The sequence below is a fragment of the Spongiactinospora sp. TRM90649 genome (assembly GCF_029382225.1).
GTDB lineage: Bacteria > Actinomycetota > Actinomycetes > Streptosporangiales > Streptosporangiaceae > Spongiactinospora.
In genome coordinates this window covers 605,649-627,465 of record NZ_JARLTC010000002.1, presented here as the reverse complement: position 1 = coordinate 627,465, position 21,817 = coordinate 605,649, and the positions used below count along the sequence as shown (strand labels likewise).

Sequence of the window (21,817 nt, the reverse complement as noted above, 5' to 3'; positions counted from 1 at the left end):
CGTGGTTCGCTACGCGAATGCCCACCCGGCCGGGGTGGTGGTCGCCGGATGAAGCGCTGGGGAGACATCTCGCAGGACACCGCCGACCACCTCTCGCCCGCGTCCGTGCTCGACCACGCCGAGATGGCCGTGGTGGTCACCGACAGGTTCAGCAACCTGCTCTACTGGAACCCGTTCGCCGAGCAGTTGTTCGGGCGTCCAAGCAGGCCCGCCGGGTCACGCGACCCGGCGGCGCTGTCCATGGGCATCATGGAGAAGGACCACCCGCTGGCCGTCGAGCTGGCCAAGCACGTGCTGCGCGGCGGCGTGTGGGAGGGCACCTTCGACGTCACCCGGGCCGACGGCACGATGATCTACGTCCGGGCTCAGGCCGTGCCGCTGCGGCACTCCTCGGGCTCGGTGACCGGCATCGTGATCACCGCCCGCGAGGCGATGCGCAGCAACGAGCGTGAGAAAGACCGCTTCGGCCTGCTCGAACGCATCGGCGAACGGCTCGCCGGGTCCCTCTACGTCGAGGAGACCCTCAAGCGCGTCGCCGAGATGCTGGTCCCGCAGTTCGCCGACCACTGCTTCATCGAGCTGATGGAGAACGACCGGCTGATCCGCCGGGTCTCCACCCACGTGCAGAACTGGACCCCGCCGCCGGACAGCTGGCGACCGGTCGGCGCCGAGATCCACTACCCGTCCGGCCACTACGCCGAGTCGGCCATGCGCCGCCAGGAGACCATCCTGGTCGAAGACTTCTCCCAGGTGAGCTATCCCAGCGCGAGCGTGGCCAGCGCCAAGCTGTGCGGCGAGATCGGCATGACCTCGGCGATCGTGGCCCCGCTGTGCGTGCGCGGCGAGATCCTCGGCCTGATGTACCTCGGCCTGTCCAACCTGACCGACCGCCGCAACCCGCACTACGACGCCTTCGACCGCGACTTCGTCGGCGCGATCGCCACCAGGGTGGCCCTCGCCGTGGACAACGCGCTGCTGTTCGAGGAGGAGCGGCACACCGCCGAGTCCTTCCAGAAGCACCTGCTGCCCCGCGCGCTGCCGCAGCTCGACGGGCTGTCCATCGCGGTCCGCTACTACCCGGCGGCCCCGCTCGCCTCGCACGGCCAGGGCATCCAGACCCAGGTCGGCGGCGACTGGTACGACGTGATCCCGCTGTCGGCGGGCCGGGTCGGCATCGTCATCGGCGACGTCGAAGGCCGGGGCGCGAAGGCCGCCGCCATCATGGGCCAGCTCCGCGCCGCGCTGCGCGCCTTCGCCCAGGACGACAAGTCGCCCGCCGACATCCTGGCCAGGCTCGACGAGTGGACCCGCATCGTGGCCACCCCCGAGCACGGCCCCGGCGGCGCCGACATCAGCGTCTCGCCCATCGTGACCTGCCAGTACATGGTCTACGACGCCTGGTCGCGGCAGCTCTCCTTCGCCAACGCCGGGCACGCCCCGCCGCTGCTGCTCATCGACGGCACCTGCCAGGAACTCGACATCACCGAGGTCGGCCAGCCCCTCGGCGTCCACGCCAAGGGCATCCACGCCGACCTCGTCTACAAGGAGGAGACCCGCACGCTGCCCCCGGGCGCGTCGCTCCTCCTCTACACCGACGGCCTGGTCGACCGCCGTCCCACCCGCGACCCCGAGGGCAACGCCCCCAGCCAGGAGGAGAACCTCCAGCTCCTGTGCGACAAGCTGGCCAAGCTGGGCGACATCCCGGTCGAGGAGGTCGCCGACGCCGCGACCGTCGCCGTCCCCGGCGAGATCGACGACGACATGGCCATCCTGGTGATCCGCTCCAGCGCGGTCGACCTGGAGGTCGAGGAGCGCACCTTCCCGGCCCAGCCGATCATGGTAGGTGAGGCCAGGCGCATGGCCGCCGAGGCGTTCACCGGCTGGAACGTGCCGGAGGAACGCGCCGAGCTGGCCTGCCTGCTGGTCTCCGAGGTGGTCACCAACGTGGTCCTGCACGCCGCCACCGCCTCGGTGCCGCGCCGCGAGCTGACCATGGACGGCCCGCCCATGCCGTTCGAGGAGTCCTGGGACTTCCCCGGCCTGGAAGAGGAGCCCGGCGGCGAGAAGGAGTTCACCCTCCGGCTGCGCCGGGGCGCCGAGTCCGTCTGGGTGGAGGTCTTCGACCAGGACCTCCGGCTGCCCCGGATCCGCAGCGCCGGTGAGAACGACGAGGGCGGTCGCGGCCTCTACCTGGTCGACCAGCTCGCCAGCCGCTGGGGATCCCGCCCCACCCACGAGGGCAAGGCGGTCTGGTTCGAGATCCCCACCCGCACCCGCTAGCGGCGTCAGCCGCCGGAGACGCGCCGACGATCGTCTGTCCGCGGACACGTCCGCACACGGCCCGGCCCTTCGGGCACCTCGGGGTCATGGATCCGAGTAAGCGGATCACGCGCCGCAGACCAACGACACCCGCCGGCATCGGTGGTAGGCAGCGCCGAGCGCGGATGCTTGACTCGTGGCCATGGACCTGGCCTACGAACGGCGCGGCAGCGGGCCGCCCCTGGTGCTGCTGCACGGGATCGGGCACCACTGGCAGGCATGGCTGCCGGTGCTCGACCTGCTGGCCGCCGCACACGACGTGATCGCGATCGACCTGCCCGGCTTCGGCGCCTCACCGCCGCTGCCGCCGGGCACGCCGTACGACATGGACACCCTGGCCGACGCGGTGGAGGACTTCTGCGCCGACCTCGGCGTGCGCGAGCCGCACGTCGCGGGCAACTCCATGGGCGGCTACCTGGCCCTCACGCTGGCCGCGCGCGGCGTCGTCGCCAGCGCCACCGCGCTGTCGCCCGCCGGATTCTGGAACCACCCGGAGCTGATCTACGCGCGGATCGTGCTGACCGCCATGCGCGCCTACACCCAGCGGGTGCCCGATCGTAAGGCCGAGACGGTCGCGGCCTCCGCGTCCGGCCGGGGCATCGCCGCCGCGCTGCTCGTGGCACGTCCCGACCGGCTCTCCCCGGCGGCGCTCGCGGCGGCGGGACGCGCGCTGCGCGACTCGGCGGGCTTCGACGAGACCGTGGAGGCGCTGGCGCTGGTCATGCCCCCCGCCCCGGCCAAGTCGCCGATCACGATCGCCTGGGGGGAGCGCGACCGGCTCCTGGTGCGACGGCAGGCCGTCCGCGCGGCCCGCTGGTCGGGTCAGCGGGTGCGGCTGCTGCCCGGCTGCGGCCACGTGCCGATGAGCGACGACCCCGAACTGGTGGCCCAGGTGGTGGCGACGACCACGCGCGCGGCGCGCGCGTAGCTGGGCGTGTTGGGGCCTAGCGTGTCTGTCCCCAGACGGCGATCATCACGATGACGAACACGATCACCACGCCGCCATAGGCGACCGGCCCGAGGCGCAGCATCCGGCGCACCCTGTTGAGCCCCCACGCGAACAGCAGCGCGAGGAAAAGCAGCAGGATCAGTCCGCTGTCGATGGCCACCCGACCAGTATGCGCTTTTCGACGTGTCCGTGCTCACAATGCTCATGAGAAGCCGAAGGTGTCACCCCTGAGTGCCGACAAGTGTGGTACTTCTCTAGTTCCAGCGCCCATGGTCTCGGCGCTAGAGGGGGCTGTTCTTCCGATCATGGGTGCCGACCACTCGCACGGCCCGGCCGCACCGGCGTCCCGAGGCGCGGTGCTCGCCGTCCTCTCGGTCGTGCTTCCACTCGCTCTGGTCACCCTCGCCGCGCTGGTCTGGATGTGGCCACGCGGCGCCGACGCGCCCGCTGCCTCGGGGCCCGCGCCGGAACGCATGACCGGCACCATCACCAAGATCACGCTCACCCCCTGCATGGCCGAGCCCGCCCCCGACGGCCAGGCCCCCGCCGAGATGCGCCCACCCGACCCCGCCACCTGCGGCGACGCCATCGTCGAACTGACCGGCGGCTCACAGGCCGGCCACGCGATCACCGTGGCGCTGCCGAGCGGCCCGGGGTCGCAGGTCTTCACGGCGGGCGACGACGTGGTGCTGCTGCACACGCCGGGCGACGAGAAACTGGGCGCGGCGCCGTACCAGATCTCTGATCACGACCGGACCCTGCCGCTGGGCCTGCTGGCGGCGGCCTTCGCGCTCGCGGTGATCGCCTTCGGCCGGTGGCGCGGGGTGAGCGCGCTGGCCGGGCTGGCCATCACCTTCGTGCTGTTGCTGCTGTTCATCATCCCGGCGATCCTGGAGGGGGGCCCGCCCCTGCCGGTGGCCATCGTGGGGGCGGCGGCCATCATGCTGGCCGTCCTGTATCTGACCCACGGCTTCTCCGTACGCACCTCCGTGGCGGTGCTCGGCACTCTGCTCAGCCTGTCGCTCACCGGCGTGCTGGCGTCGGTGTCGATCGGCGTGGCCAAGCTCAACGGGATCACCGACGAGAGCTCGTTCAACCTGGACATGAGCTTTCAGATCAACACCCAGGGGCTGTTGCTGGCCAGCATCATCATCGGCTCCCTCGGCGTCCTCGACGACGTGACGGTCACCCAGGCGGTGACGGTCACCGAGCTGGCCCACGCCAACCCGCAGTACACCGTCCGCCAGCTCTACCGCGCCGGGGCCCGGGTCGGCCGCGCGCACATCGCCTCGGTGATCAACACGATCATCCTGGCGTACGCGGGCGCGTCCCTCCCGCTGCTCCTCCTCATCAGCGTCGGCCGCCAACCGCTCGGCGACGTGCTCAACACCCCGGTCATCGTCCAGGAAATCGTGCGCAGCGTGGTCGGCACCATCGGCCTCATCGCCGCCGTCCCCATCACCACGGCCCTCGCCGCCCTAACCGCCACCCGCCAAACCCCCACCGACCCCGACCCCCCGCCCCCACCCCGCCACCGCCGCCGCCCACCCCAACACCCAGCACAATGGCCCCACACCCACGAACACCAGCCTTCATAACCACCCATCCCCACCACCCCCGCCCCCTTGGCCCGCGACCGCCCCTGGCCGCCTCGGCTCGCCACCGCCCGCGCAGCCCGCAGTCTTCTACCGGACGCTCCCTGTCCTCCCTGAGGCCGCGCGGCCCCGTGGAGTCCGCTCGGATGGGTGGTGCACCGGCAGGGATCAGGCGGTCTCGGAGGGGTGTTCCTTTGTCGCGGCGAGGTAGGCGTGACCGCGTGGTGAGATTCGGTAGCCGGTCTCCAGGCTGAGCGTCAGTCCCAGTTCCTTCAGCCTGCGCACGCCCACCTTGAAGCGGTCCTTGTCCAGCCCCACTTCCGGAGCCAGGTCGCCGGCCCGTACCCCTGGTCGACGGGCGATGAGTTCGAGGGTGGGCCGCGCCCATGCGCCCATCCTGGCCAGTCTGCGGTCGATCTCCGCCACATCGACCCGTTCGTCGTTGGCCAGCTCCTCGCGCGGGTCGGGCTCATCGACCAGTCGCAGTTCGAGCCGGTAGATCGCACCTTCTCCCCGAAGGTCGGCCAGCAGTTCCGCCACCCCGGGATACCCGGCGGCCCGCGCGTCGTCCTCGCCGATCTCTTCGACCACGCTCAGTGCGGTCACCTCGGCGATTCCGCCGTCACCGGTGCGGTACCGCCCGCCCGCGCTGGCCTGCCGCCGCTTCCACCGCCTGAACGCGACGGTGATCGTCCCATTCCGCAGCCCGTCTCGCAGCCGACGCTCGAACAGCATGGTCCGACTCTACGGCGAGCGACCGCGAAACCTGCGCCATCCTGGGGGAGATGGCGCAGGCGTCGTCGCTCACCGCACGCGGGAGCGTGTGGTGCCGTCCGCGTTGCGATCGTCAGGTGGTGGGACGCGAGTTCAAGACCCTGCCCCACTTGAAGGTCCGGCCCTCGTTGTTGACCCCACGAGTCGCCGTCCCACAGGTAGCCGACGTGCCACGCGTCGTACGCCGGGTCGTGCACCGCCGAGCATGCGCGAGGCCCACCCGCGCAGGCCGGATCTGTGGGCGGGCTTGGTGCACACCGGCCCATAGAAACCGGTGGACACCCCCTGGATGCCGGTGGACACCGATGGATGCCGGAAATCCGATCTGGCGAATCAGAAGCCGAAAGAGCGGCCGATGATCTCCTTCATGATCTCGGTGCTGCCGCCGTAGATGGTCTGCACGCGGCTGTCCTGCCATGCCTTGGCGACCGGGTATTCGAGCATGTAGCCGTAGCCGCCGTGCAGCTGCAGGCAGCGGTCCATGACCTTGTTCTGCAGTTCGGTGGTCCACCATTTGGCCTTGGCGGCGTCGACCGCGTCGAGTTCCCCGGCGTTGAGGGCGAGGACGCACTTGTCCACGTAATGCCGGGCGATCTCCACCTCGGTGGCCAGTTCGGCGAGCACGAACCGGGTGTTCTGGAACGAACCCAGGTTGCGGCCGAAGGCGGTGCGCGACCTGCAGTACTCGATGGTCGCCTCCAGCGCCGACTCGGCCGCCGCGACCGCGGCCACCGCGATGGACAGCCGTTCCTGCGGCAGGTTGCGCATGAGCTGGACGAAGCCCTGGCCATCGGCGTCGCCGAGGCGGTTGGCGACCGGGACGCGGACGTCGTGGAAGAACAGTTCGGCGGTGTCCTGGGCGTGCATGCCGATCTTCTCCAGGTTCCGGCCCCGGGTGAATCCGTCCATGCCGCGTTCGGCAACGAGCAGGGTGATGCCGCGCGCCCCGGCCCCGGGGTCGGTCTTGGCGGCCACCACGACCAGGTCGGCGTTGATGCCGTTGGTGATGAACGTCTTCTGCCCGTTGAGCACGTAGTGGTCGGATCCCTCGGCCCTGGTCGCGGTGGCGCGGATGCCCTGGAGGTCGCTGCCCGCCGCCGGTTCGGTCATCGCGATCGCGGTGATCAGCTCGCCGGTGACGAAACCGGGCAGCCAGCGCCGTTTCTGCTCGTCGTCGGTGAGATGCACCAGGTAGGGAGCCACGATGTCGTTGTGCAGGCCGAATCCGAGACCGGTGGCGCCGATTCTGATGATCTCTTCGACGATGACCACGTTGTATCGGAAATCGGTGATTCCCGCCCCGCCGTACTCCTCGGGCACGGAGAAGCCGAACATGCCCATCTCTCCGGCGTGCTTCCAGACGTCTCGTGGAACGATTCCCTGCTTTTCCCACTCCGCGTGGTGCGGGGTGATTTCCCGGGTCATGAACTCGCGCACGCTCTCGCGGAAGAGCAGGTGCTCCTCTTCGAAGAGGTCTCGTCGCATCGTTGCCTCCCTGTGGCCGGCTTGTGTGGCCAGAAAAGCGCGGTGTCAGTACGATTCTCGCGGACTTGTGATCGGATGGCCCGTTCCCTGGGCGTGTCCGGGTTGATCGGAGTGTGCGGTGGGCGGCTGGGGAACTGGGCTCCGTAGAACCGTGGCCGGTTCGGTGCTGTGTCTGATCGGTGGCGGGCTGGTGGCGATCTCCGGCGCTCCGGCCGGGGCCGACACGGTCGGTGTGGCACTGGACTACACGTGTACGGACGGCGTGGGCAAGGGCACCCGGCTGAGGGCGACCATCACGGCCCCGACCACGATGACCGTCGGCCAGGAGATCGACGTCAAGTGGGATCTGAGGTACCGCGACCAGACCGCGTTCACCTCGCCGGGCTACCTGGCCGCCGGGTCCAAGCTGTCCGGCAAGGGCCGCCTCAACATCAAGGGGCCGTGGACCGGCAACGACGCGGCCGAGGGCTCGATCGACCAGCCGGAGCTGCGGGTGGGCGACCCGCTGCGGCTCCCCTCACTGGTCACCGGCGCCGTCGGGGCCACCAAGGAGGGCGAGATCAGCATCTCGCCGCGCAACCTGGTGGTCGACTTCACCCCGGCGGCGGGCGAGAAGATCGTGAACGACGACGAGGCGGGCATCACCTACAGCGGTCCCGAGTGGGGCGACTACAACGACCGGCCGCTCAGCTTCAACGACGTGGGGCGCGACGTCCACGCGACCACCAAGGGCGGCGCCACCGTCGAGCTGAAGTTCGCCGGGACGGGCGTGGACTTCATCACTGAGCGCGACTACCGCGGCGGCAACCTGGAGTTCAAGATCGACGGCCAGCCAGGGGTTCCGGTCACCGCCGACCCGTCCAAGAACGACGACGGCACCGACGTCAACGTGGTCAACGCGGGCGGATACACCATCTGGAAGATGCGCAACCTGCCCTACAAGGCCGACCACACGTTGCTCGTCACCAATCTCGAAGACAACAGCTGGGCGTTCGTGGACGCCTTCAAGGTCGTCACGCGCGAGCTGAAGAACCCGCCCGCCGAGTTCCGTTCCGTCTGCACCCCCGACACCCCCAACGTGGCCTTCAAGATCACCGTGGGCAGCGGCGGCGGCGTGACGCAGAGCCCCGACCCGACCGTGAGCACCCCGGGCCCGTCCGGCCCCGGCCCGACCACGCCTGGTCCGACCAACACCGGTCCGACCACGCCTGGCCCGTCCAACACCGGCAACGGCAACGGCAACCAGAACGGCAACGGCGCGACCTCCACGAGCACCTCGACCGCCACCGCCACCGCTTCGCCGCGCCCGACCAACACCCGCACCGTCACGGCGACCGCGACCCCGCAGGTGGAGATCACCCCGGTCGGCGCGCCGCAGACCGGTGAAGGGCCCACACCGCCCTCCGGCGGCCCGCTGATCGGCGTGGGCGTGGCGATGCTCACCGGCGGTGTGCTGGGCGGCCTGCTGCTGCACCGGCGCAGGGCAGCGCACGTGGCGGGAGGCGGGCGATGAGCCACCCGGGCCCGTACGGCGGGCCGCCTCACGAGCAGCCGCCGTACCAGCAGCAGCCCTACCAGCAGCCGTATCAATACCCGTACCAGGCGCCCTACCAGCAGCCCCAGATGCCGGCGCTCGGCCCGGGGCAGCCCGAGCAGTTCGCGATCGGCCCCGGCCCGTCCGGCCGGCACATGCTCGGACAGGATCCGTACGGCAGGCCCGCCCGCCAGAGTGTGAAGGCCAGGCTGCGCTCGGCGGTGCTGCCCGCCGTCCTCATCGTCGTGTCGCTCGGCGGGATCGCGGCGATCATGGCGGGGCTGCTCGCCTACCTGGCCCCGCCTCCCGTCCAGGAGGGCGTGCTCGCCGCCGCTCCGGCCGCCGAGCCGCCCGCCCCGCAGACGGCGGCGGTACAGCAGGCGGCCGACCCGCTGACCCTGCCCACGGTGGGCCCCGGTGGCCCCGGCGTGCCGCTGACTCCGGCCGAGCCCGCCGCGCCGCCGCCGCTGCCCGCCGTCAAGGCCCCGCCGCCGGTGAAGACGACCGAGAAGACCCGGCCCACCCGCATCTCCATCCCGGCCATCGGGGTCTCCGCCCGCCTGGTGTCACTGGGCGTGCAGCAGAACCGCGAGATCCAGGTGCCGCCGCTGAACCGGCCGAAGCTGGGCGGCTGGTACCGGTACGGGCCGGTGCCCGGCGAGATCGGCCCGGCCGTGATCCTGGGGCACGTCAACAACCGCACCGGTCCCGCCGTCTTCTACCGGCTCAACCAGGTGAAGCGGGGGCAGAAGATCCGGGTCGCCAGGAACGACGGCAAGATCGTCGAATTCACCGTGGACGGCGTGGAGAAGATCAGCAAGAGCACCTTCCCGACGGCCCGCGTCTACAGCAACCTCAACGACGCCAGCCTGCGGGTGATCACCTGTGGTGGCATCTACGACCCGAAGACCGGTCACTACACCGACAACATCATCGTCTACGCGACGCTCTCCAAGCGCACTCGGTGAGACATCCCGATCACCACCCGTAACGATCTTCCGTTGCGGGAATGAATCTATGCCCGATTTCGGTATTTGGGTGCCTGTTCGCATCATCTATTCATAGGATCTGACTGGAGTCATCACTAAAGACCGGCACGCTGGTCCGCCTGTCGATCCGAGAGCCCCCGCTGAAACGGAGAATGGGACAGTGCTGAAGTCCAAGGCGCGACGCCGCGTCGCCCTGAAGACCGCCGCCCTGGGAGCCATCGGGTGCGGGCTCGTGTTCGGCGCGATCCCCGCGCTGGCGGCGCCGGTCGATGTCCAGTACACCTGCACGCCGACCAACGGGCAGCCGGGGCTCACCGTGGTCTTCCCGATGGAACTGGTCGGCCCTTCCGGCACCCCGCAGCCCAATACCGCGGTCACCGTGAACTGGCGGATCGGCGGCAGCGCGAGCCCCACCACGAGCTCGACCGCCACCGGGTCGCCCACCGCCAGTCCGTCGGCCACGCCGACGACCAGTGACACCAACAGCGGTACCCCGACCACCACGAGCACCCCGTTGCCCGCGCCGGTCACCATCGCGTCCGGCGCCATGATCGCGGCCGAGGGCACGCTGTCGATCAGCGGCCCGGTGGCGAGTTCCACCCCGGTCGCCAAGGGCACGGTGGTCGCCACGCAGTCCCTCTCCACGACCGACGACCTGCCGATTCCCACGTCGATGGCCGTGGTCCTGCAGCCCACCGGCGAAGGCACGATCGTCCTCCAGGGCCAGGGCTTCGTGCTCAAGTCGGGCAGCGGAACCTCGACGGTCTACTACAACTGCATCGCCGCCGGCGCGGGGCCGGCGCTGAACCTGCCCGTCGGCGGCACGGGCTCGCCGACCGCCAGCGCCACGCCGACCGCGACCCCGACCGCCAGTGACAGCACGTCGCCGACGCCCCGCCGTACCAACACGAAGACGGCCACCGTGACGGCCGACAGCCAGATCGACAAGACGCCCAAGGACGGCGCGGCCACCGGCGGCGGCGGCGACATGGGCCCGGACGGGCGGATGTTCGTGCTGGTCGGGTCGGTGCTCGTGGTCGGCGCGGGAATCGGCGGACTGCTCCTGCGCCGGCGCACTGCGGCGACCCGGGGCTGACCGGAGGGGCCGCCGGTGACCACGCAGCCTCCGGAGGGCGGATACCCGCAGCAGGGCGGGTATCCCTACCAGGGCCATCCCGTCCCGTATGGCACGCAGCCTCCCTACCAGCAGGGCCAGCCCCAGCCGGTCTACTACCAGCAGCAGCCGCAGTGGCGGGAGCCCGAACAGCCGGGCAGGCCGCAGGGCGGCAAGGTGCTGCGGTCGATCCTCATCCTGGCCGCCGTGGCCGGGGTGGTGACGGTCGTGGCGGGCCTGCTGTTCATGATCGCCGACCCGGCGGGCTACAACCTGACCGACGGGCGCACCCAGCTTCCGCACAAGGCGCAGCCGTCGGTCGACAACGGGCTGTTCCAGGCGGCGCCCACCGCGCCGCCGCCGCTTCCGCCGATCCAGCCCGCGCCACCGATGCAGCCGTCCACCCCGCTGCGCCTGGTGGTCAAGAAGCTGGGCATCGACGCGCCGATCAAGTCGCTCGGCCTGGCCAAGGACGGCACGATCCAGGTGCCGCCGGGCAATGACCCGAACCTGGTGGGCTGGTTCCGTCACGGGCCCACGGCGGGTGAGGCCGGGCCGTCGATCATGCTGGGCCACAAGGACACCGCCACCCGCAGCGCGGTGTTCAGCAGGCTGGCCGAGCTGCGCTACGGCGACCAGATCGAGGTGCGGCGCCAGGACGGCACGGTCGCGGTGTTCACCGTGGGCGGCGTGGAGCAGGCCGACAAGCGCACCTTCCCCACCGAGCGGGTCTATGGCGACCGCACCAACGCGCAGCTCCACCTGATCACGTGCGGAGGCACCTACAACCGCTCGACCGGGCACTACACCGACAACGTCATCGTCTACGCCACGCTGACCGGCAGCCACCGGGGGTCCCGCACCTCCTGAGCGCGCCGCGCGCGTCCCAGCGCACCCGGACGAGCCTCCCCGAACCCGCTCGAAGCCGCTCGATCCCCGCTCGATTCCGGATCCCCGCCAATAGAATCCGCCGTAGGGGTGAGCGATGACCAGGCGGCCCAACATCAGCACCGCGACGCTCGCCTCCGTGGCGGCGGCGGGCTGGCTGCTCCTGGTGACCCTTCCCATGCTGGACCGCAAGCCGTCCTGGGGGATCGCCGAACTGGTGGGCATGGCCTTCGTCTACGCGGGGGTGGTGGCCTGGCGCGGCCGTCCGCGCAACCGCGTCGGGCCGCTCATGGTGGCCTTCGGCATCGCCTGGATCCCGCAGATCTTCCGGCTGCAGCCCGATGTGCCCTACCTGCTGCTCCTGTGGAACCCGGTGTCCAGCGTGTGGTCGGCGGTCGGCTGCCACCTGTTCCTGGCCTTCCCGACGGGACGGCTCGGCAGCCTGCCGTCCCGGCTCGTCGTAGGCTTCGGCTATGGCGAGGCATTGATCCTCCCGGTGACGGGCGTCGCCGTCGAGATACTGCCCGAGGGGCCGTTGCGGTCAGTCGCGGCCTTCGTCGATCAGGCGTCCTGGCAGCTCATCATGCTCACCGCGGCGGCCGTTCTGGGACTGGCCGCGGTGCGCTGGCGTGAGGGCGGCGCGGCCCAGCGGCGCGCGGCCATGCCGGTGGTGCTCAGCTCGGCCGTCGCCACGATCGCGTTCGTGGTCGACTGGAACTTCTGGGCGTGGGGGCCGGAGACGCTGCGGCGGGTGCCCGCCACCGTGATGTTCGGGGCGTTCCTGGCGATCCCGCTGGCCTACCTCGCCAGCCTGATGCGGGTCCGGCTGGACCGCGGGCGCGTGGCCGACCTGGTGGTGCGATTACGCGGCCGCAAGCAGCGGGACGGCATGGAGAGCGCGCTGGCGACGACCCTGTACGACCCGACGCTGCGGGTGGCGTACTGGATGGCGGAGCAGGGGCGATACGTCGACGCCGAGGGGCGGCCGGTGGAGCTGCCGCCGAGCGGCAGCGGCCGGGTGATGACGCGGGTGGACCAGGGCGAGTCGCGGCTGGCCGTCCTGCTGCACGACGAGGGGCTGCTGGAGGAGCCGCTGCTCGTCGAGGCCGCCTGCGCGGCGGCGGCGCTGGCGCTGGAGAACGAACGGCTGACCGCCGACCTGCGGGCGCGGCTGCGCCAGCTCGCGGCGTCGCGGGCGCGGATGCTGCAGTGGGGCGAGGCCGAGCGCCGCAAGCTCGAACGAGACCTGCACGACGGCGTGCAGCAGCGGCTGCTGTCGGTGGCGATGACCCTCGGCCTGGCCGAGGCCACCACCGATCCTGACCGCAAGGACACCTTGGTCAGCGAGGCGAAGCGGGCCATGCTGACCGCGCTGGACGACCTGCGGGCCGTCAGCCACGGCATTCATCCGCCGGTGCTCACCGAGCGCGGGCTGCCAGGGGCGGTCAAGGAGCTGGCGGCGGTCGCGCCGGTTCCGGTCGAGTGCCTGATCGACATGGCGGAGCCGCTGCCGCCGGCGGTCGAGAGCGCGGCCTACTACATCGTCAACGAAGGGCTGGCCAACGTGACCAAGCACGCCGAGGCGACCCGGGCGTGGGTGCGCCTGGCCGGGGGCGACGGGCACCTCGTCGTGGAGATCGGCGACGACGGCCGGGGCGGCGCCGATCCGCGCCTCGGCTCCGGGCTGGAGGGGCTGGCCCACCGCGCCGAGGCCAACGGCGGACGGCTCCGCCTCGACAGCCGTCCGGGGATGGGCACGGTGCTCGCGGTGACGCTGCCGTGCGGGTGACCATCTGCGAGGACTCCGCCCTGTTCCGCGAGGGCATGTCCCGGCTGCTGAGCGAGGCGGGCTACGAGGTGCTGGCCGCCGTGGACAACGCGGACGACCTGCTGGAGCGCGTCGCCGAGGACCGCCCGGACGTCGCCGTGCTCGACATCCGGCTGCCGCCCACCCACACCGACGAGGGGCTGCGGGCCGCGCGCGTGCTGCGGCGGCGGCACCCGGAGGTCGGGGTGCTGGTGCTGTCGCAGTACGTGCGGGTCAGCTACGCGGTCGAGCTGCTCGACGGGGGCGTGGAGGGCATCGGCTACCTGCTCAAGGACCGGGTCTCCGACCTGGCGGAGTTCGCGGCGGCGATCCGCCGCGTCGGGTCGGGCGGCTCGGCGCTGGATCCGGTCGTGGTCGAGCAACTGGTGAGCAGGCACCGTCAGCCGGACGACCCGCTGATCCAGCTCACCGCCCGCGAGCGGGACGTGCTGCGGCTGATGGCCGAGGGCCGCACCAACCTGGCCATCGCGGAACGGCTGATCATCGCCGAGCGGACGGTGGAGAAGCACTGCACGAGCATCTTCGGCAAGCTCGGCCTGGAGGCGGGGCCGCACGACCACCGGCGGGTGCTGGCCGTACTCCGGTACTTGAACGCGTGACGCCACGCGGTACTTGAACGAGTCACGCCACCGCGCAGGTGCGGTTAACCGCACCTGCGCGGTGTGGTCACCCGGCTTCCGGGGCCCTGGCGCGCGGGGGAGGATTCCCGTGAACGAAGGGAGCCCGAAGGTGGTCTTGGCAAACGCCGGCTTACGCCGGCTGGTGGTGGATTCCGGGGAGAAGCGAACCTGGGTGCCGCCGCGAACCGATCTCGTCACCGCGCTGCTGGGCGTCTGGTTCGGCATCGGACTGATGATCGACGCGTGGGCGCACAGCAACCTGACCGAGCTGGAGACGTTCTTCACGCCGTGGCACGCGGCGTTCTACTCCGGCTTCATCGCGATCTCGGGCTGGATCGTCTGGCAGGTGGCGCGCAATGCCAGGGCCGGACGCCAGGGGCTGGCCGCTGTCCCCGACGGCTACCTGGCGGGGCTGCTGGCGATCCCGGCGTTCGGCGCGTTCGGCGTCGCCGACATGCTGTGGCACACCTTTCTCGGTATCGAGACCACCGTCGACATCCTGTTCAGCCCGTCGCATCTGGGGCTGCTTGCGACCATGGTGCTGATCATCACCACCCCGCTGCGCTCGGCCTGGAACGCGCCGGACATCGGCGACCGGCCGTCGCTCGGCCGGCTGCTGCCCACGCTGCTCGGGCTGTCCTTCGCGGTCACCCTGGTCGCGCTGCTGATGACCTACGGCAACGCCATGCAGTACGGCGCGCGCGGCATCGTCGAGGCGTTCTCGTCCCTGGACAATCCCCGCACCACGCGGCTGGCGGCGTCGATGGTCATCACCAACGTCTATCTGCTCGCCCCCGTGCTGTTCCTGCTGCGCCGCTGGGAGCTGCCGTTCGGCAGCGTGACCGTGATGTCGGCGGTGGCGATCCTGATGCCGGGCGCGATGACGGGCTTCGACGAGCCGTTCTTGCTGGCCGGCTTCGTCGTCTCCGGGCTGGTCGCCGACCTGCTGATCCGGTGGCTGCGCCCGTCGGCCGCGCGGCGCGGCGCGTACTGGGCGTTCGCCGGGCTGTCGGCGTTCGTCACCTGGTCGATGTTCATCGCGGTGGCCTCGTTCACCGGGGGCGGGCTGCCCACCGTCGCCGAACTGTGGACCGGCCCGCCGATCGTGGCCGGACTGGTGGGGCTCGCGCTCGGCGTGCTGTTCCTGCCCAACGCACGGCGCGCATGATCCGGGCGCTCTGCCTGGCGTTCGTCCTCCTGGTGGCGCTGGCCGTCCCGGCCGCCGCGCACAATGTCACCGTCGGCGCGGACCTGCGGATCGCGCAGACGATCGCCGGCCACGAGGTGACCGTGGTGGTCGAGGGCACCGAGCGGGTGCCGGGGCCGCTGCGGGTGGGCGTGGTCGCCTTCCAGCCGGTCACCGGGCTGTCAGTGGCGCTGGAGCTGCGTTCGGTGGCCGATGGGCGGCGGGTCACCGGCGAGGTCCGGGCGGAGGGGAGCGGCGGGTTCACCGAACTGCGGGTCGAGCGGACCGGCCCGTATGAGCTGACCCTGCGCGCCGGGGGCGAGACGGCCGTGCTGCCCTTCCGGGTGCTGGTCCAGCGCGGATCGGCCACGGAGGCGCTGATCTACGCGGGGCTGTTCGTCGCCGGGACGCTCGCGGTCGGGGCGCTGCTCACCGGCGCCCTGTCCCGGCGCACCCCGGCGATGGTGCTCGCCGGGGGCGTCGGGGCCGCGCTGACCTTCGCCGTCGTGATGGTCGTGGTGGAGCCGATGCTCCCGGCGAGCCCGCCCGACGGCGCGGCCCCGGTCCCGGCCACGCCCATCGCCGGCCGCCCGTTCGTGCAGGCGCGGGTGGCGACCGTGCCGGAACGGCCGACGGCCGGGGCGGGCTTCACCCTGCGGATCGACCTCACCGACGGCTCCACCGGAACCCCCGTGGACGACCTGGCCTTGCACCACGAGGCCCTCGCCCATGTGGTGGTGACCAGCAGGGACGGCGGCTTCTTCCGCCATCTGCACCCGCCGCGGAGAGCGCCGGGGCGGCTCTCCGCCGTGCTCGCGGGCGTTCCGGCGGGCAGCTATCTGGTGCACGTGGAGCTGGAACGCGAGGATTCCGGCGGCCAGCTCGTCTCCGGCGGGTTCACCGTGGACGGCGAACCATCGAAGCAGGCTTCGGTGCCGCCACTGGTACGGACCGGGGTGACGGTACGGCCGGCCGCGCCGGTCGCGGGCCGTCCGGCCACCATCGGCGTCGCGATCAACGGGGCCGGCCGCCCCTGGCTGGGCATGACCGGCCACCTGATCGTGCGGGACGGCGACGGCACGTACTTCGGCCACGTGCACGCGATGGGGCGGTCCGGCCGGGAGGCGCGTTTCACCTTCAACTTCCCCAGGCCCGGCCGCTACCTCGCCTGGGCGCAGTACGCCACCGACACCGGAATCACGACCGTGCCGTTCACCGTGGACGTCGCGGGCGGGGGAGGCGCCCGGTGAGATCTCCGGCGACCCGGATCCTGGCCGTCGCCGTACTGGCGGCGGTCGCGGTGATCTTGTTCCTCCTGGGCCGCGACCTGGTCGGGCGGCCCGTGCAGGTCTCCACCGCCGGTGAGCACTACGCCGTGACCGCGCTGATCAGCCCGATCGACTCCGGCACGTCCCGGATCGAGGTGCTGCTGAACTCCGGCGAGGCCGACGCCGTCACCGTGTCGGCGGTGATGCCGGCCATGGGCCACGCGATGCCCGAGATCGCCGCGCGGCGAGCCGCGCCCGGCCGCTTTCTGGCCGAGGGCGAGTTGTTCTCCATGCCGGGAGCGTGGCAGCTCACCGTCCGGGTCAGCGGGCGCGCGGGCGAGGAGGTCCTCACCGTGAGCGCGGTCATCGAGGGTTAGCGCGGTGGGGCGGACGGCGGCGCCGATGGTAGATTCCTGACTGAACCGAACATTGCTCGGGAGGGCGTCGTGGCAGAGGCGTACATCGTCGGGGCGGTCCGTACCCCGGTGGGCAGGAAGAAGGGCGGGCTGTCCGCCGTCCACCCGGTGGATCTGGCCGCGCACGCGCTCGGCGCGCTGGTCGGGCGCACCGGGATCGACCCGTCCGCGGTGGACGACGTGATCATGGGTTGTGTCGTGCAGTTCGGCCCGCAGAGCCTGGACATCGCCAGGAACGCCTGGCTGTCGGCGGGCCTGCCGGAGAGCGTGCCGGGCGTGACCATCGACCGCCAGTGCGGCTCTTCCCAGCAGGCCGTCCATTTCGCCGCGCAGGGCGTGCTGTCCGGCACCCAGGACCTCGTGGTCGCGGCCGGGGTCGAGTCGATGAGCGTCGTCCCGATGGGGTCGGGCATCGGCGCGGCGCTGGAGAAGGGCATGCCGCTGCCGTTCGGCGAGGGCTGGACGACCAGGTACGGCACGCAGGAGATCTCGCAGTTCCGCGGGGCCGAGCTGATGTGCGAGAAGTGGGACCTCTCACGGGAGGATCTTGAGCGTTACGCCTACGAGAGCCACCAGCGGGCCGCCAAGGCGGTGTCCGCCGGGGTGTTCCGGGAGCAGATCGCGCCGATCGCGGGCGTCGAGGACGACGAGGGGCCGCGCCCCGACACCACCCTGGAGAAGATGGCCGCGCTGAAGACCCTGCGCGAGGGCGGCCGGATCACCGCCGCCACGTCGAGCCAGATCTCCGACGGCGCGGGCGCGCTGCTGATCGCCTCCGAGCAGGCCGTCCGCACCCACGGGCTGACCCCGAGGGCCCGGATCGTGACGCTGACGCTGACCGGCGACGACCCCGTCTACATGCTGACCGCGCCGATCCCGGCGACCCGCAAGGCGCTGGCGCGGGCGGGGCTGTCCATCGGCGACATCGCGGTCACGGAGATCAACGAGGCGTTCGCCCCGGTGCCGCTGGCCTGGCTGCGCGAGCTGGACGCCGACCCGGCGACCACCAACCCCAACGGCGGCGCGATCGCCCTCGGCCACCCGCTGGGCGGCACCGGCGCGATTTTGATGACCAAGCTGCTGCACGAGCTGGAGCGCACCGGCGGCCGTTACGGCCTGCAGACCATGTGCGAGGGCGGCGGCCAGGCCAACGTGACCATCATCGAACGCCTGTAGAAAGGTTTGGGGCGGTGCCCCGGCCTCCGCTCCAGTCGGAGGCCGGGACACCGCGCCCGCCCGGCGGATGGGGCTAGCGACCCTTCGGCAGCCTGCGCGGCTGCTGAATCGGGCGCCTCGGCATCCGGGGCATCGGTGTCTGCCTGGGAAAGTCCCGCTGCGGCAGCGCAGGGTTCTTACCGGTTTTCCTGGCATGGCGGTTGCGCATATGCGGACTCCTCGACGTATGTGGTGACGCGGCGACCGAAGTCGAGCCGTGCCTGTTCTCAGCTACCGCGTCGGATGAACGGGTCAGAAAGCTGAGCGGATGCGAACCGGGCGTCGTTGTCAACGTGAACCGGTCGGCTGCCGTCGATCAGGAAATCCACATGTCATCGACCCTACGAGGGGGTCCGCAGGGGTGCAACCGATTTATTTGATGGAGCCTGCGGTGAGGCCGCCCACCACCTTCCGTTCGATGAGCGCGAACAGGATGATGACCGGGATGGTGGCGATCACCGATCCGGCGAACAGGTTCTGCCAGTCCACCTGGTACTGACCGATGAACGAGTTGAGCGCCACGGTCAGCGGCTGGTTCTCCGGCGAGGTGGTCAGGGTCAGGGCCACCACGAACTCGTTCCACGCGGCGATGAAGGTGAAGATCAGCGCGGTGACCACGCCGGGCATGGCCAGCGGCAGGGTGATCCGGAACAGCGTGCCGAACCGGCCGTTGCCGTCGATGAACGCGGCCTCCTCCAGCTCACGCGGGATCGAGGCGAAGTAGGCGTTCAGGATCCACACCGCGAAGGCCAGGTTGAACCCGCCGTTCACCAGGATCAGCGACCAGATCGTGTCCACCAGGCCGAACTGGAAGAACTCCCGGTAGATGCCGACCAGCATGGCGGTCGGCTGGAACATCTGGGTGACCAGCACCAGGATCAGGAACGCGGTCCGGAACCGGAAGGTGTGGCGGGCGGTGTAGTACGCGGCGGGCAGCGCGACCAGCAGCACCAGCACGGTCGAGCCGCCGGCCACCTGGAGGGTGACGAGCAGGTTGTCGGCGAGGCCGCCGCTCCAGAAGCCCACCAGGTTCGACCACTGGAAGGTCTCCGGCAGGTAGGTCGGGTTGCGCAGCGACTCCTGCGGGCGGAGCGCGGTGAGCAGCATGACCAGGTAGGGGAACAGGAAGATGAACGCGATCACGTAGGCGGCGGCCGCCACGATCACGGTCTTCACGCGGGGGAGGGCCCGCGAGGGGGCGGGAGCGGAGTGTGCCATCACACGGCCTCCGATCGCCAGCGGGTGACCCTCAGGAAGACGGCGGTCAGAATGATCACCATGCCGAAGTTGACCACCGACATCGCGGCAGACTCCCCGATGTCGGAGTTTTTCAGGATGAACATGAAGATGGTGGAGGTCGCGGTCGAGTAACCGGGCTGCCCGTGGGTCATCGCCCAGATGATCGGGAAGCTGTTGAAGACGTTCATCACGTTGATCAGCGCCGCGACGGTGAGCGCGGGGCGGAGCAGCGGGAACGTGATCGACCAGTAGGTCTTCCACTTGGACGCACCGTCGATCTTGGCCGCCTCGTACAGCTCGCCGGGGATCGTGGACAGGCCCGCGATCAGCGCGTACGTGGTGAACGGCACCGACACGAAGACCGCCACGAAGATCAGCCACGGCATCGCGGTGGCGGCGTCACCGAGCGGGTCGGCCGACGCGCCGCCCATGGCGTCGATCACGCCCAGGTCGTGCAGGATCATGTTGATCATGCCGACCTCGGGGTCGAGCATCCACTTGAAGATGATCGCCGTCATCAGCACCGACGCGGCCCAGGGGGCGATCAGCGCCCAGCGCGCCACCGTGCGGCCGGGGAAGCGCTGGTTGAAGAGCTGTGCCAGGCAGAGCGAGATGATCACGGTCAGCCCGACGACCGCGACCACCCAGATCAGGCTGCGGTACATGACGCCGGCGAAGTCCGGCTCGGCGAACAGCTTGTCGTAGTTGGCGGTTCCGTTGCCGCCCTGGACCACGCCGAACCGGCTGATCTTCAGGAACGACGATCTGATCATCTCGATGACCGGCCAGATCACCACGAGGGCGATCAGCACGACGGCCGGTCCGACCCAGGCCAGGGGTTCGAGGGCGCGGAATGCCCTCGGTCTGTGCCGCATCTGTCCTGCTTCCTAGGAGGGTCTCGGGGGTTTCGCGCAGGAGTACGGCCGGCGCCTCGGGCGACGTGGGGGGAGGCGCCGGCCGTACGGTCATGACCTGCTCAGCCGGTCTCGGCGGACTTCTGGATGTCGCCGAGCACCTTGGCAGGGTCCTTCACCGCGCCACCGATGGTCTGCTTGATGGTGGTGTTCACCGTGGACCACTTGGGGTCGGTGAAGGGGTAGAAGCTGGCGTTGGGGAGCCCGTCGAGGAACGGCTTGAGCTTGGCGTCCCCTTCGAGCTTCTTGATGCCGCCGTTGGTCACCGGCAGCAGCTTGTAGTTGTCCACGATCTTCTGGACGGCGTCGCCGGTGTAGAAGAAGTCGAAGAACTTCTTGATCTCCGCCGGGTGGTTGTTCTTGTTGAACGCCATGATCCAGTCCATGACGCCGAGCGTGGTGTCCAGCGGCGCGGTCTTGCCGGGGATCGGCACGACGGCGTACTTGTTGTTCACCGCGCCCTTGTCGAAGATCGGAATCGACATCGGGCCGCCGTTGACCATGCCGACCTTGCCCGCGGCGAAGTCCTCCCAGACCGTCTTGCGGTCCTTGGTGCCCGGGTTCGGGGTGGTCAGGCCCGCGTCCACCATACCCTTGAGGAAGGTGAAGGCCTCGACGTTCTGCGGCGAGTTGATCGCCCACTTGCCGGCGGTGTCCTTGTAGCCGCCGCCCGCGCCGAGGAACCACAGGAAGGACTCGGCCTGCGCCTCCTCCTGGCCCAGCGGCAGGCCGAACGGCTGGCTGACGCCCGCCGACTTCAGCTTCTCGGCGGCGGCCTTGAGCTCGTCCCAGGTCTTGGGCGGCTCGGTGATCCCGGCCTTGTCGAACAGCTCCGTGTTGTAGTAGAGCGCGCGTGCCGAGGAGACGAACGGCAGGCCGTAGGCGGTGCCGTCCACCTTGCCGAAGTCGGCGAACTTGGTCAGCAGGTCCTGCTGAACATTGGGAGAGACGATCTCGTCGACCTTGTGCAGGAGACCGTCCTTGACGAAGCCCGAGTAGTCGCCGGTCTGCAGGATGTCGGGCACCTGGCCGTTCTGGACCATGGTGGCGACCTGCTTGTCGATGTCGTTCCAGTTGATGACCTGGACCTCGACCTTGATGTTCGGGTTGGCCGCCTGGAACTGGTCCACGACGGACTTCCAGAACTTGTCGCCGGCGTTGTCCGCGCCGGGGCCGTCGCCGTAGTCGGCGGCGACCATCTTCAGCGTGACCGCGCCCCCCGAAGAGGCCTTGCCGGCGTCGCCGCCCCCGCCGCTCTGGTCGGTGCCGGACCCACAACCGGCCAGGGCCAGGACGGCCGCCAGGCCCAAAGCGCCCGCGATCCTCGTTCTCATCAGTGAAATACCACCTTGACCTGTGTGAATGTGTGGTCCGTACCGGCTTTTCGCGGGAGTGTCAGGCCGTCCGACCGGCCACGTCCCGGGTACGGCTCCGCCAGCGTAAGCGGGCATATGACGGGCGGTCCATACCGGCATATATCGGAT

19 protein-coding genes are annotated in these 21,817 nt (G+C 70.5%); 13 read left to right on the top strand and 6 right to left on the bottom strand.

Annotated elements, in window-relative coordinates:
* The first annotated feature begins 48 nt into the window (after window positions 1–48).
* Both P3X83_RS03025 and P3X83_RS03020 read left to right on the top strand, forming a co-directional pair.
* Entirely contained in the window at window positions 49–2,280 is a 2,232-nt protein-coding gene (locus tag P3X83_RS03025; protein ID WP_277302914.1) for a SpoIIE family protein phosphatase, read from the top strand.
* A 181-nt stretch (window positions 2,281–2,461) separates the two neighbouring features.
* Window positions 2,462–3,247 (top strand): alpha/beta fold hydrolase, encoded by a 786-nt coding sequence (locus P3X83_RS03020; protein ID WP_277303508.1) that lies wholly within the window; start codon window positions 2,462–2,464, stop codon window positions 3,245–3,247.
* Between the two features lie 16 nt (window positions 3,248–3,263).
* Here the strand turns inward: P3X83_RS03020 and P3X83_RS03015 are convergent, their stop codons facing one another.
* Window positions 3,264–3,428, bottom strand: coding sequence for a hypothetical protein (locus P3X83_RS03015; RefSeq protein ID WP_277302913.1), 165 nt, complete (start codon window positions 3,426–3,428; stop codon window positions 3,264–3,266).
* 145 nt (window positions 3,429–3,573) lie between these two features.
* Here P3X83_RS03015 and P3X83_RS03010 point away from each other — a divergent pair, with 145 nt between their 5' ends.
* A complete protein-coding gene (locus tag P3X83_RS03010; protein ID WP_277302912.1) occupies window positions 3,574–4,866 on the top strand; it encodes a YibE/F family protein in 1,293 nt (430 codons plus the stop codon).
* A gap of 165 nt (window positions 4,867–5,031) precedes the next feature.
* On the opposite strand, the gene P3X83_RS03005 is transcribed toward P3X83_RS03010, so the two are convergent.
* The gene (locus tag P3X83_RS03005; RefSeq protein ID WP_277302911.1) at window positions 5,032–5,598 is read right to left on the bottom strand and encodes a hypothetical protein; all 567 of its coding nucleotides are present in this window, start codon (window positions 5,596–5,598) and stop codon (window positions 5,032–5,034) included.
* A gap of 372 nt (window positions 5,599–5,970) precedes the next feature.
* Window positions 5,971–7,122: an acyl-CoA dehydrogenase family protein gene (locus P3X83_RS03000; protein WP_277302910.1), complete on the bottom strand. Its 1,152-nt coding sequence runs from the start codon at window positions 7,120–7,122 to the stop codon at window positions 5,971–5,973.
* Between the two features lie 151 nt (window positions 7,123–7,273).
* Between P3X83_RS03000 and P3X83_RS02995 the strand changes: the two genes are divergently transcribed.
* From P3X83_RS02995 to P3X83_RS02950, 10 genes are all read left to right on the top strand, one after another.
* A complete protein-coding gene (locus tag P3X83_RS02995) occupies window positions 7,274–8,635 on the top strand; it encodes a hypothetical protein (protein ID WP_277302909.1) in 1,362 nt (453 codons plus the stop codon).
* Window positions 8,632–9,624 carry a class F sortase gene (locus tag P3X83_RS02990; protein WP_277302908.1) on the top strand — a complete coding sequence of 331 codons (993 nt, stop codon included), beginning with the start codon at window positions 8,632–8,634 and terminating at the stop codon, window positions 9,622–9,624. Before P3X83_RS02995 ends, P3X83_RS02990 begins: the two co-directional genes overlap by 4 nt.
* Before the next feature lie 181 nt (window positions 9,625–9,805).
* The gene (locus P3X83_RS02985; RefSeq protein ID WP_277302907.1) at window positions 9,806–10,741 is read left to right on the top strand and encodes a hypothetical protein; all 936 of its coding nucleotides are present in this window, start codon (window positions 9,806–9,808) and stop codon (window positions 10,739–10,741) included.
* 15 nt (window positions 10,742–10,756) lie between these two features.
* A complete protein-coding gene (locus tag P3X83_RS02980) occupies window positions 10,757–11,629 on the top strand; it encodes a class F sortase (RefSeq protein WP_277302906.1) in 873 nt (290 codons plus the stop codon).
* A 115-nt stretch (window positions 11,630–11,744) separates the two neighbouring features.
* Window positions 11,745–13,436 carry a sensor histidine kinase gene (locus P3X83_RS02975; protein WP_277302905.1) on the top strand — a complete coding sequence of 564 codons (1,692 nt, stop codon included), beginning with the start codon at window positions 11,745–11,747 and terminating at the stop codon, window positions 13,434–13,436.
* Between the two features lie 35 nt (window positions 13,437–13,471).
* On the top strand, window positions 13,472–14,074 hold the full coding sequence (locus tag P3X83_RS02970; protein WP_277303507.1) for a response regulator transcription factor: 603 nt from the start codon (window positions 13,472–13,474) through the stop codon (window positions 14,072–14,074).
* Between the two features lie 193 nt (window positions 14,075–14,267).
* Complete coding sequence (locus P3X83_RS02965; RefSeq protein WP_277302904.1) at window positions 14,268–15,263, top strand: hypothetical protein; 996 nt, start codon at window positions 14,268–14,270, stop codon at window positions 15,261–15,263.
* Window positions 15,260–16,531: a hypothetical protein gene (locus P3X83_RS02960; protein ID WP_277302903.1), complete on the top strand. Its 1,272-nt coding sequence runs from the start codon at window positions 15,260–15,262 to the stop codon at window positions 16,529–16,531. The genes P3X83_RS02965 and P3X83_RS02960 overlap by 4 nt, the downstream gene beginning before the upstream one ends.
* The gene (locus P3X83_RS02955) at window positions 16,528–16,926 is read left to right on the top strand and encodes a hypothetical protein (RefSeq protein WP_277302902.1); all 399 of its coding nucleotides are present in this window, start codon (window positions 16,528–16,530) and stop codon (window positions 16,924–16,926) included. Before P3X83_RS02960 ends, P3X83_RS02955 begins: the two co-directional genes overlap by 4 nt.
* 69 nt (window positions 16,927–16,995) lie before the next feature.
* A complete protein-coding gene (locus P3X83_RS02950; RefSeq protein ID WP_277302901.1) occupies window positions 16,996–18,141 on the top strand; it encodes an acetyl-CoA C-acetyltransferase in 1,146 nt (381 codons plus the stop codon).
* Between the two features lie 411 nt (window positions 18,142–18,552).
* Here the strand turns inward: P3X83_RS02950 and P3X83_RS02945 are convergent, their stop codons facing one another.
* From P3X83_RS02945 to P3X83_RS02935, 3 genes are all read right to left on the bottom strand, one after another.
* Window positions 18,553–19,398 (bottom strand): carbohydrate ABC transporter permease, encoded by an 846-nt coding sequence (locus tag P3X83_RS02945; RefSeq protein WP_277302900.1) that lies wholly within the window; start codon window positions 19,396–19,398, stop codon window positions 18,553–18,555.
* Window positions 19,398–20,294 (bottom strand): sugar ABC transporter permease, encoded by an 897-nt coding sequence (locus P3X83_RS02940; RefSeq protein ID WP_277302899.1) that lies wholly within the window; start codon window positions 20,292–20,294, stop codon window positions 19,398–19,400. Before P3X83_RS02940 ends, P3X83_RS02945 begins: the two co-directional genes overlap by 1 nt.
* A 101-nt stretch (window positions 20,295–20,395) precedes the next feature.
* A complete protein-coding gene (locus P3X83_RS02935) occupies window positions 20,396–21,667 on the bottom strand; it encodes an extracellular solute-binding protein (RefSeq protein ID WP_277302898.1) in 1,272 nt (423 codons plus the stop codon).
* Between the last annotated feature and the right edge of the window lie 150 nt (window positions 21,668–21,817).

Bases quoted from the DNA above. Each gene is read 5' to 3' on its own strand.
- P3X83_RS03005 (WP_277302911.1), bottom strand. From the start codon at position 5,598: ATGCTGTTCGAGCGTCGGCTGCGAGACGGGCTGCGGAATGGGACGATC.
- P3X83_RS02945 (WP_277302900.1), bottom strand. From the start codon at position 19,398: ATGGCACACTCCGCTCCCGCCCCCTCGCGGGCCCTCCCCCGCGTGAAG.
- P3X83_RS02970 (WP_277303507.1), top strand. From the start codon at position 13,472: ATGTCCCGGCTGCTGAGCGAGGCGGGCTACGAGGTGCTGGCCGCCGTG.
- P3X83_RS02975 (WP_277302905.1), top strand. From the start codon at position 11,745: ATGACCAGGCGGCCCAACATCAGCACCGCGACGCTCGCCTCCGTGGCG.
- P3X83_RS03025 (WP_277302914.1), top strand. From the start codon at position 49: ATGAAGCGCTGGGGAGACATCTCGCAGGACACCGCCGACCACCTCTCG.
- P3X83_RS02990 (WP_277302908.1), top strand. From the start codon at position 8,632: ATGAGCCACCCGGGCCCGTACGGCGGGCCGCCTCACGAGCAGCCGCCG.
- P3X83_RS03010 (WP_277302912.1), top strand. From the start codon at position 3,574: ATGGGTGCCGACCACTCGCACGGCCCGGCCGCACCGGCGTCCCGAGGC.
- P3X83_RS02960 (WP_277302903.1), top strand. From the start codon at position 15,260: ATGATCCGGGCGCTCTGCCTGGCGTTCGTCCTCCTGGTGGCGCTGGCC.
- P3X83_RS02940 (WP_277302899.1), bottom strand. From the start codon at position 20,294: ATGCGGCACAGACCGAGGGCATTCCGCGCCCTCGAACCCCTGGCCTGG.
- P3X83_RS03000 (WP_277302910.1), bottom strand. From the start codon at position 7,122: ATGCGACGAGACCTCTTCGAAGAGGAGCACCTGCTCTTCCGCGAGAGC.
- P3X83_RS03020 (WP_277303508.1), top strand. From the start codon at position 2,462: ATGGACCTGGCCTACGAACGGCGCGGCAGCGGGCCGCCCCTGGTGCTG.
- P3X83_RS02935 (WP_277302898.1), bottom strand. From the start codon at position 21,667: ATGAGAACGAGGATCGCGGGCGCTTTGGGCCTGGCGGCCGTCCTGGCC.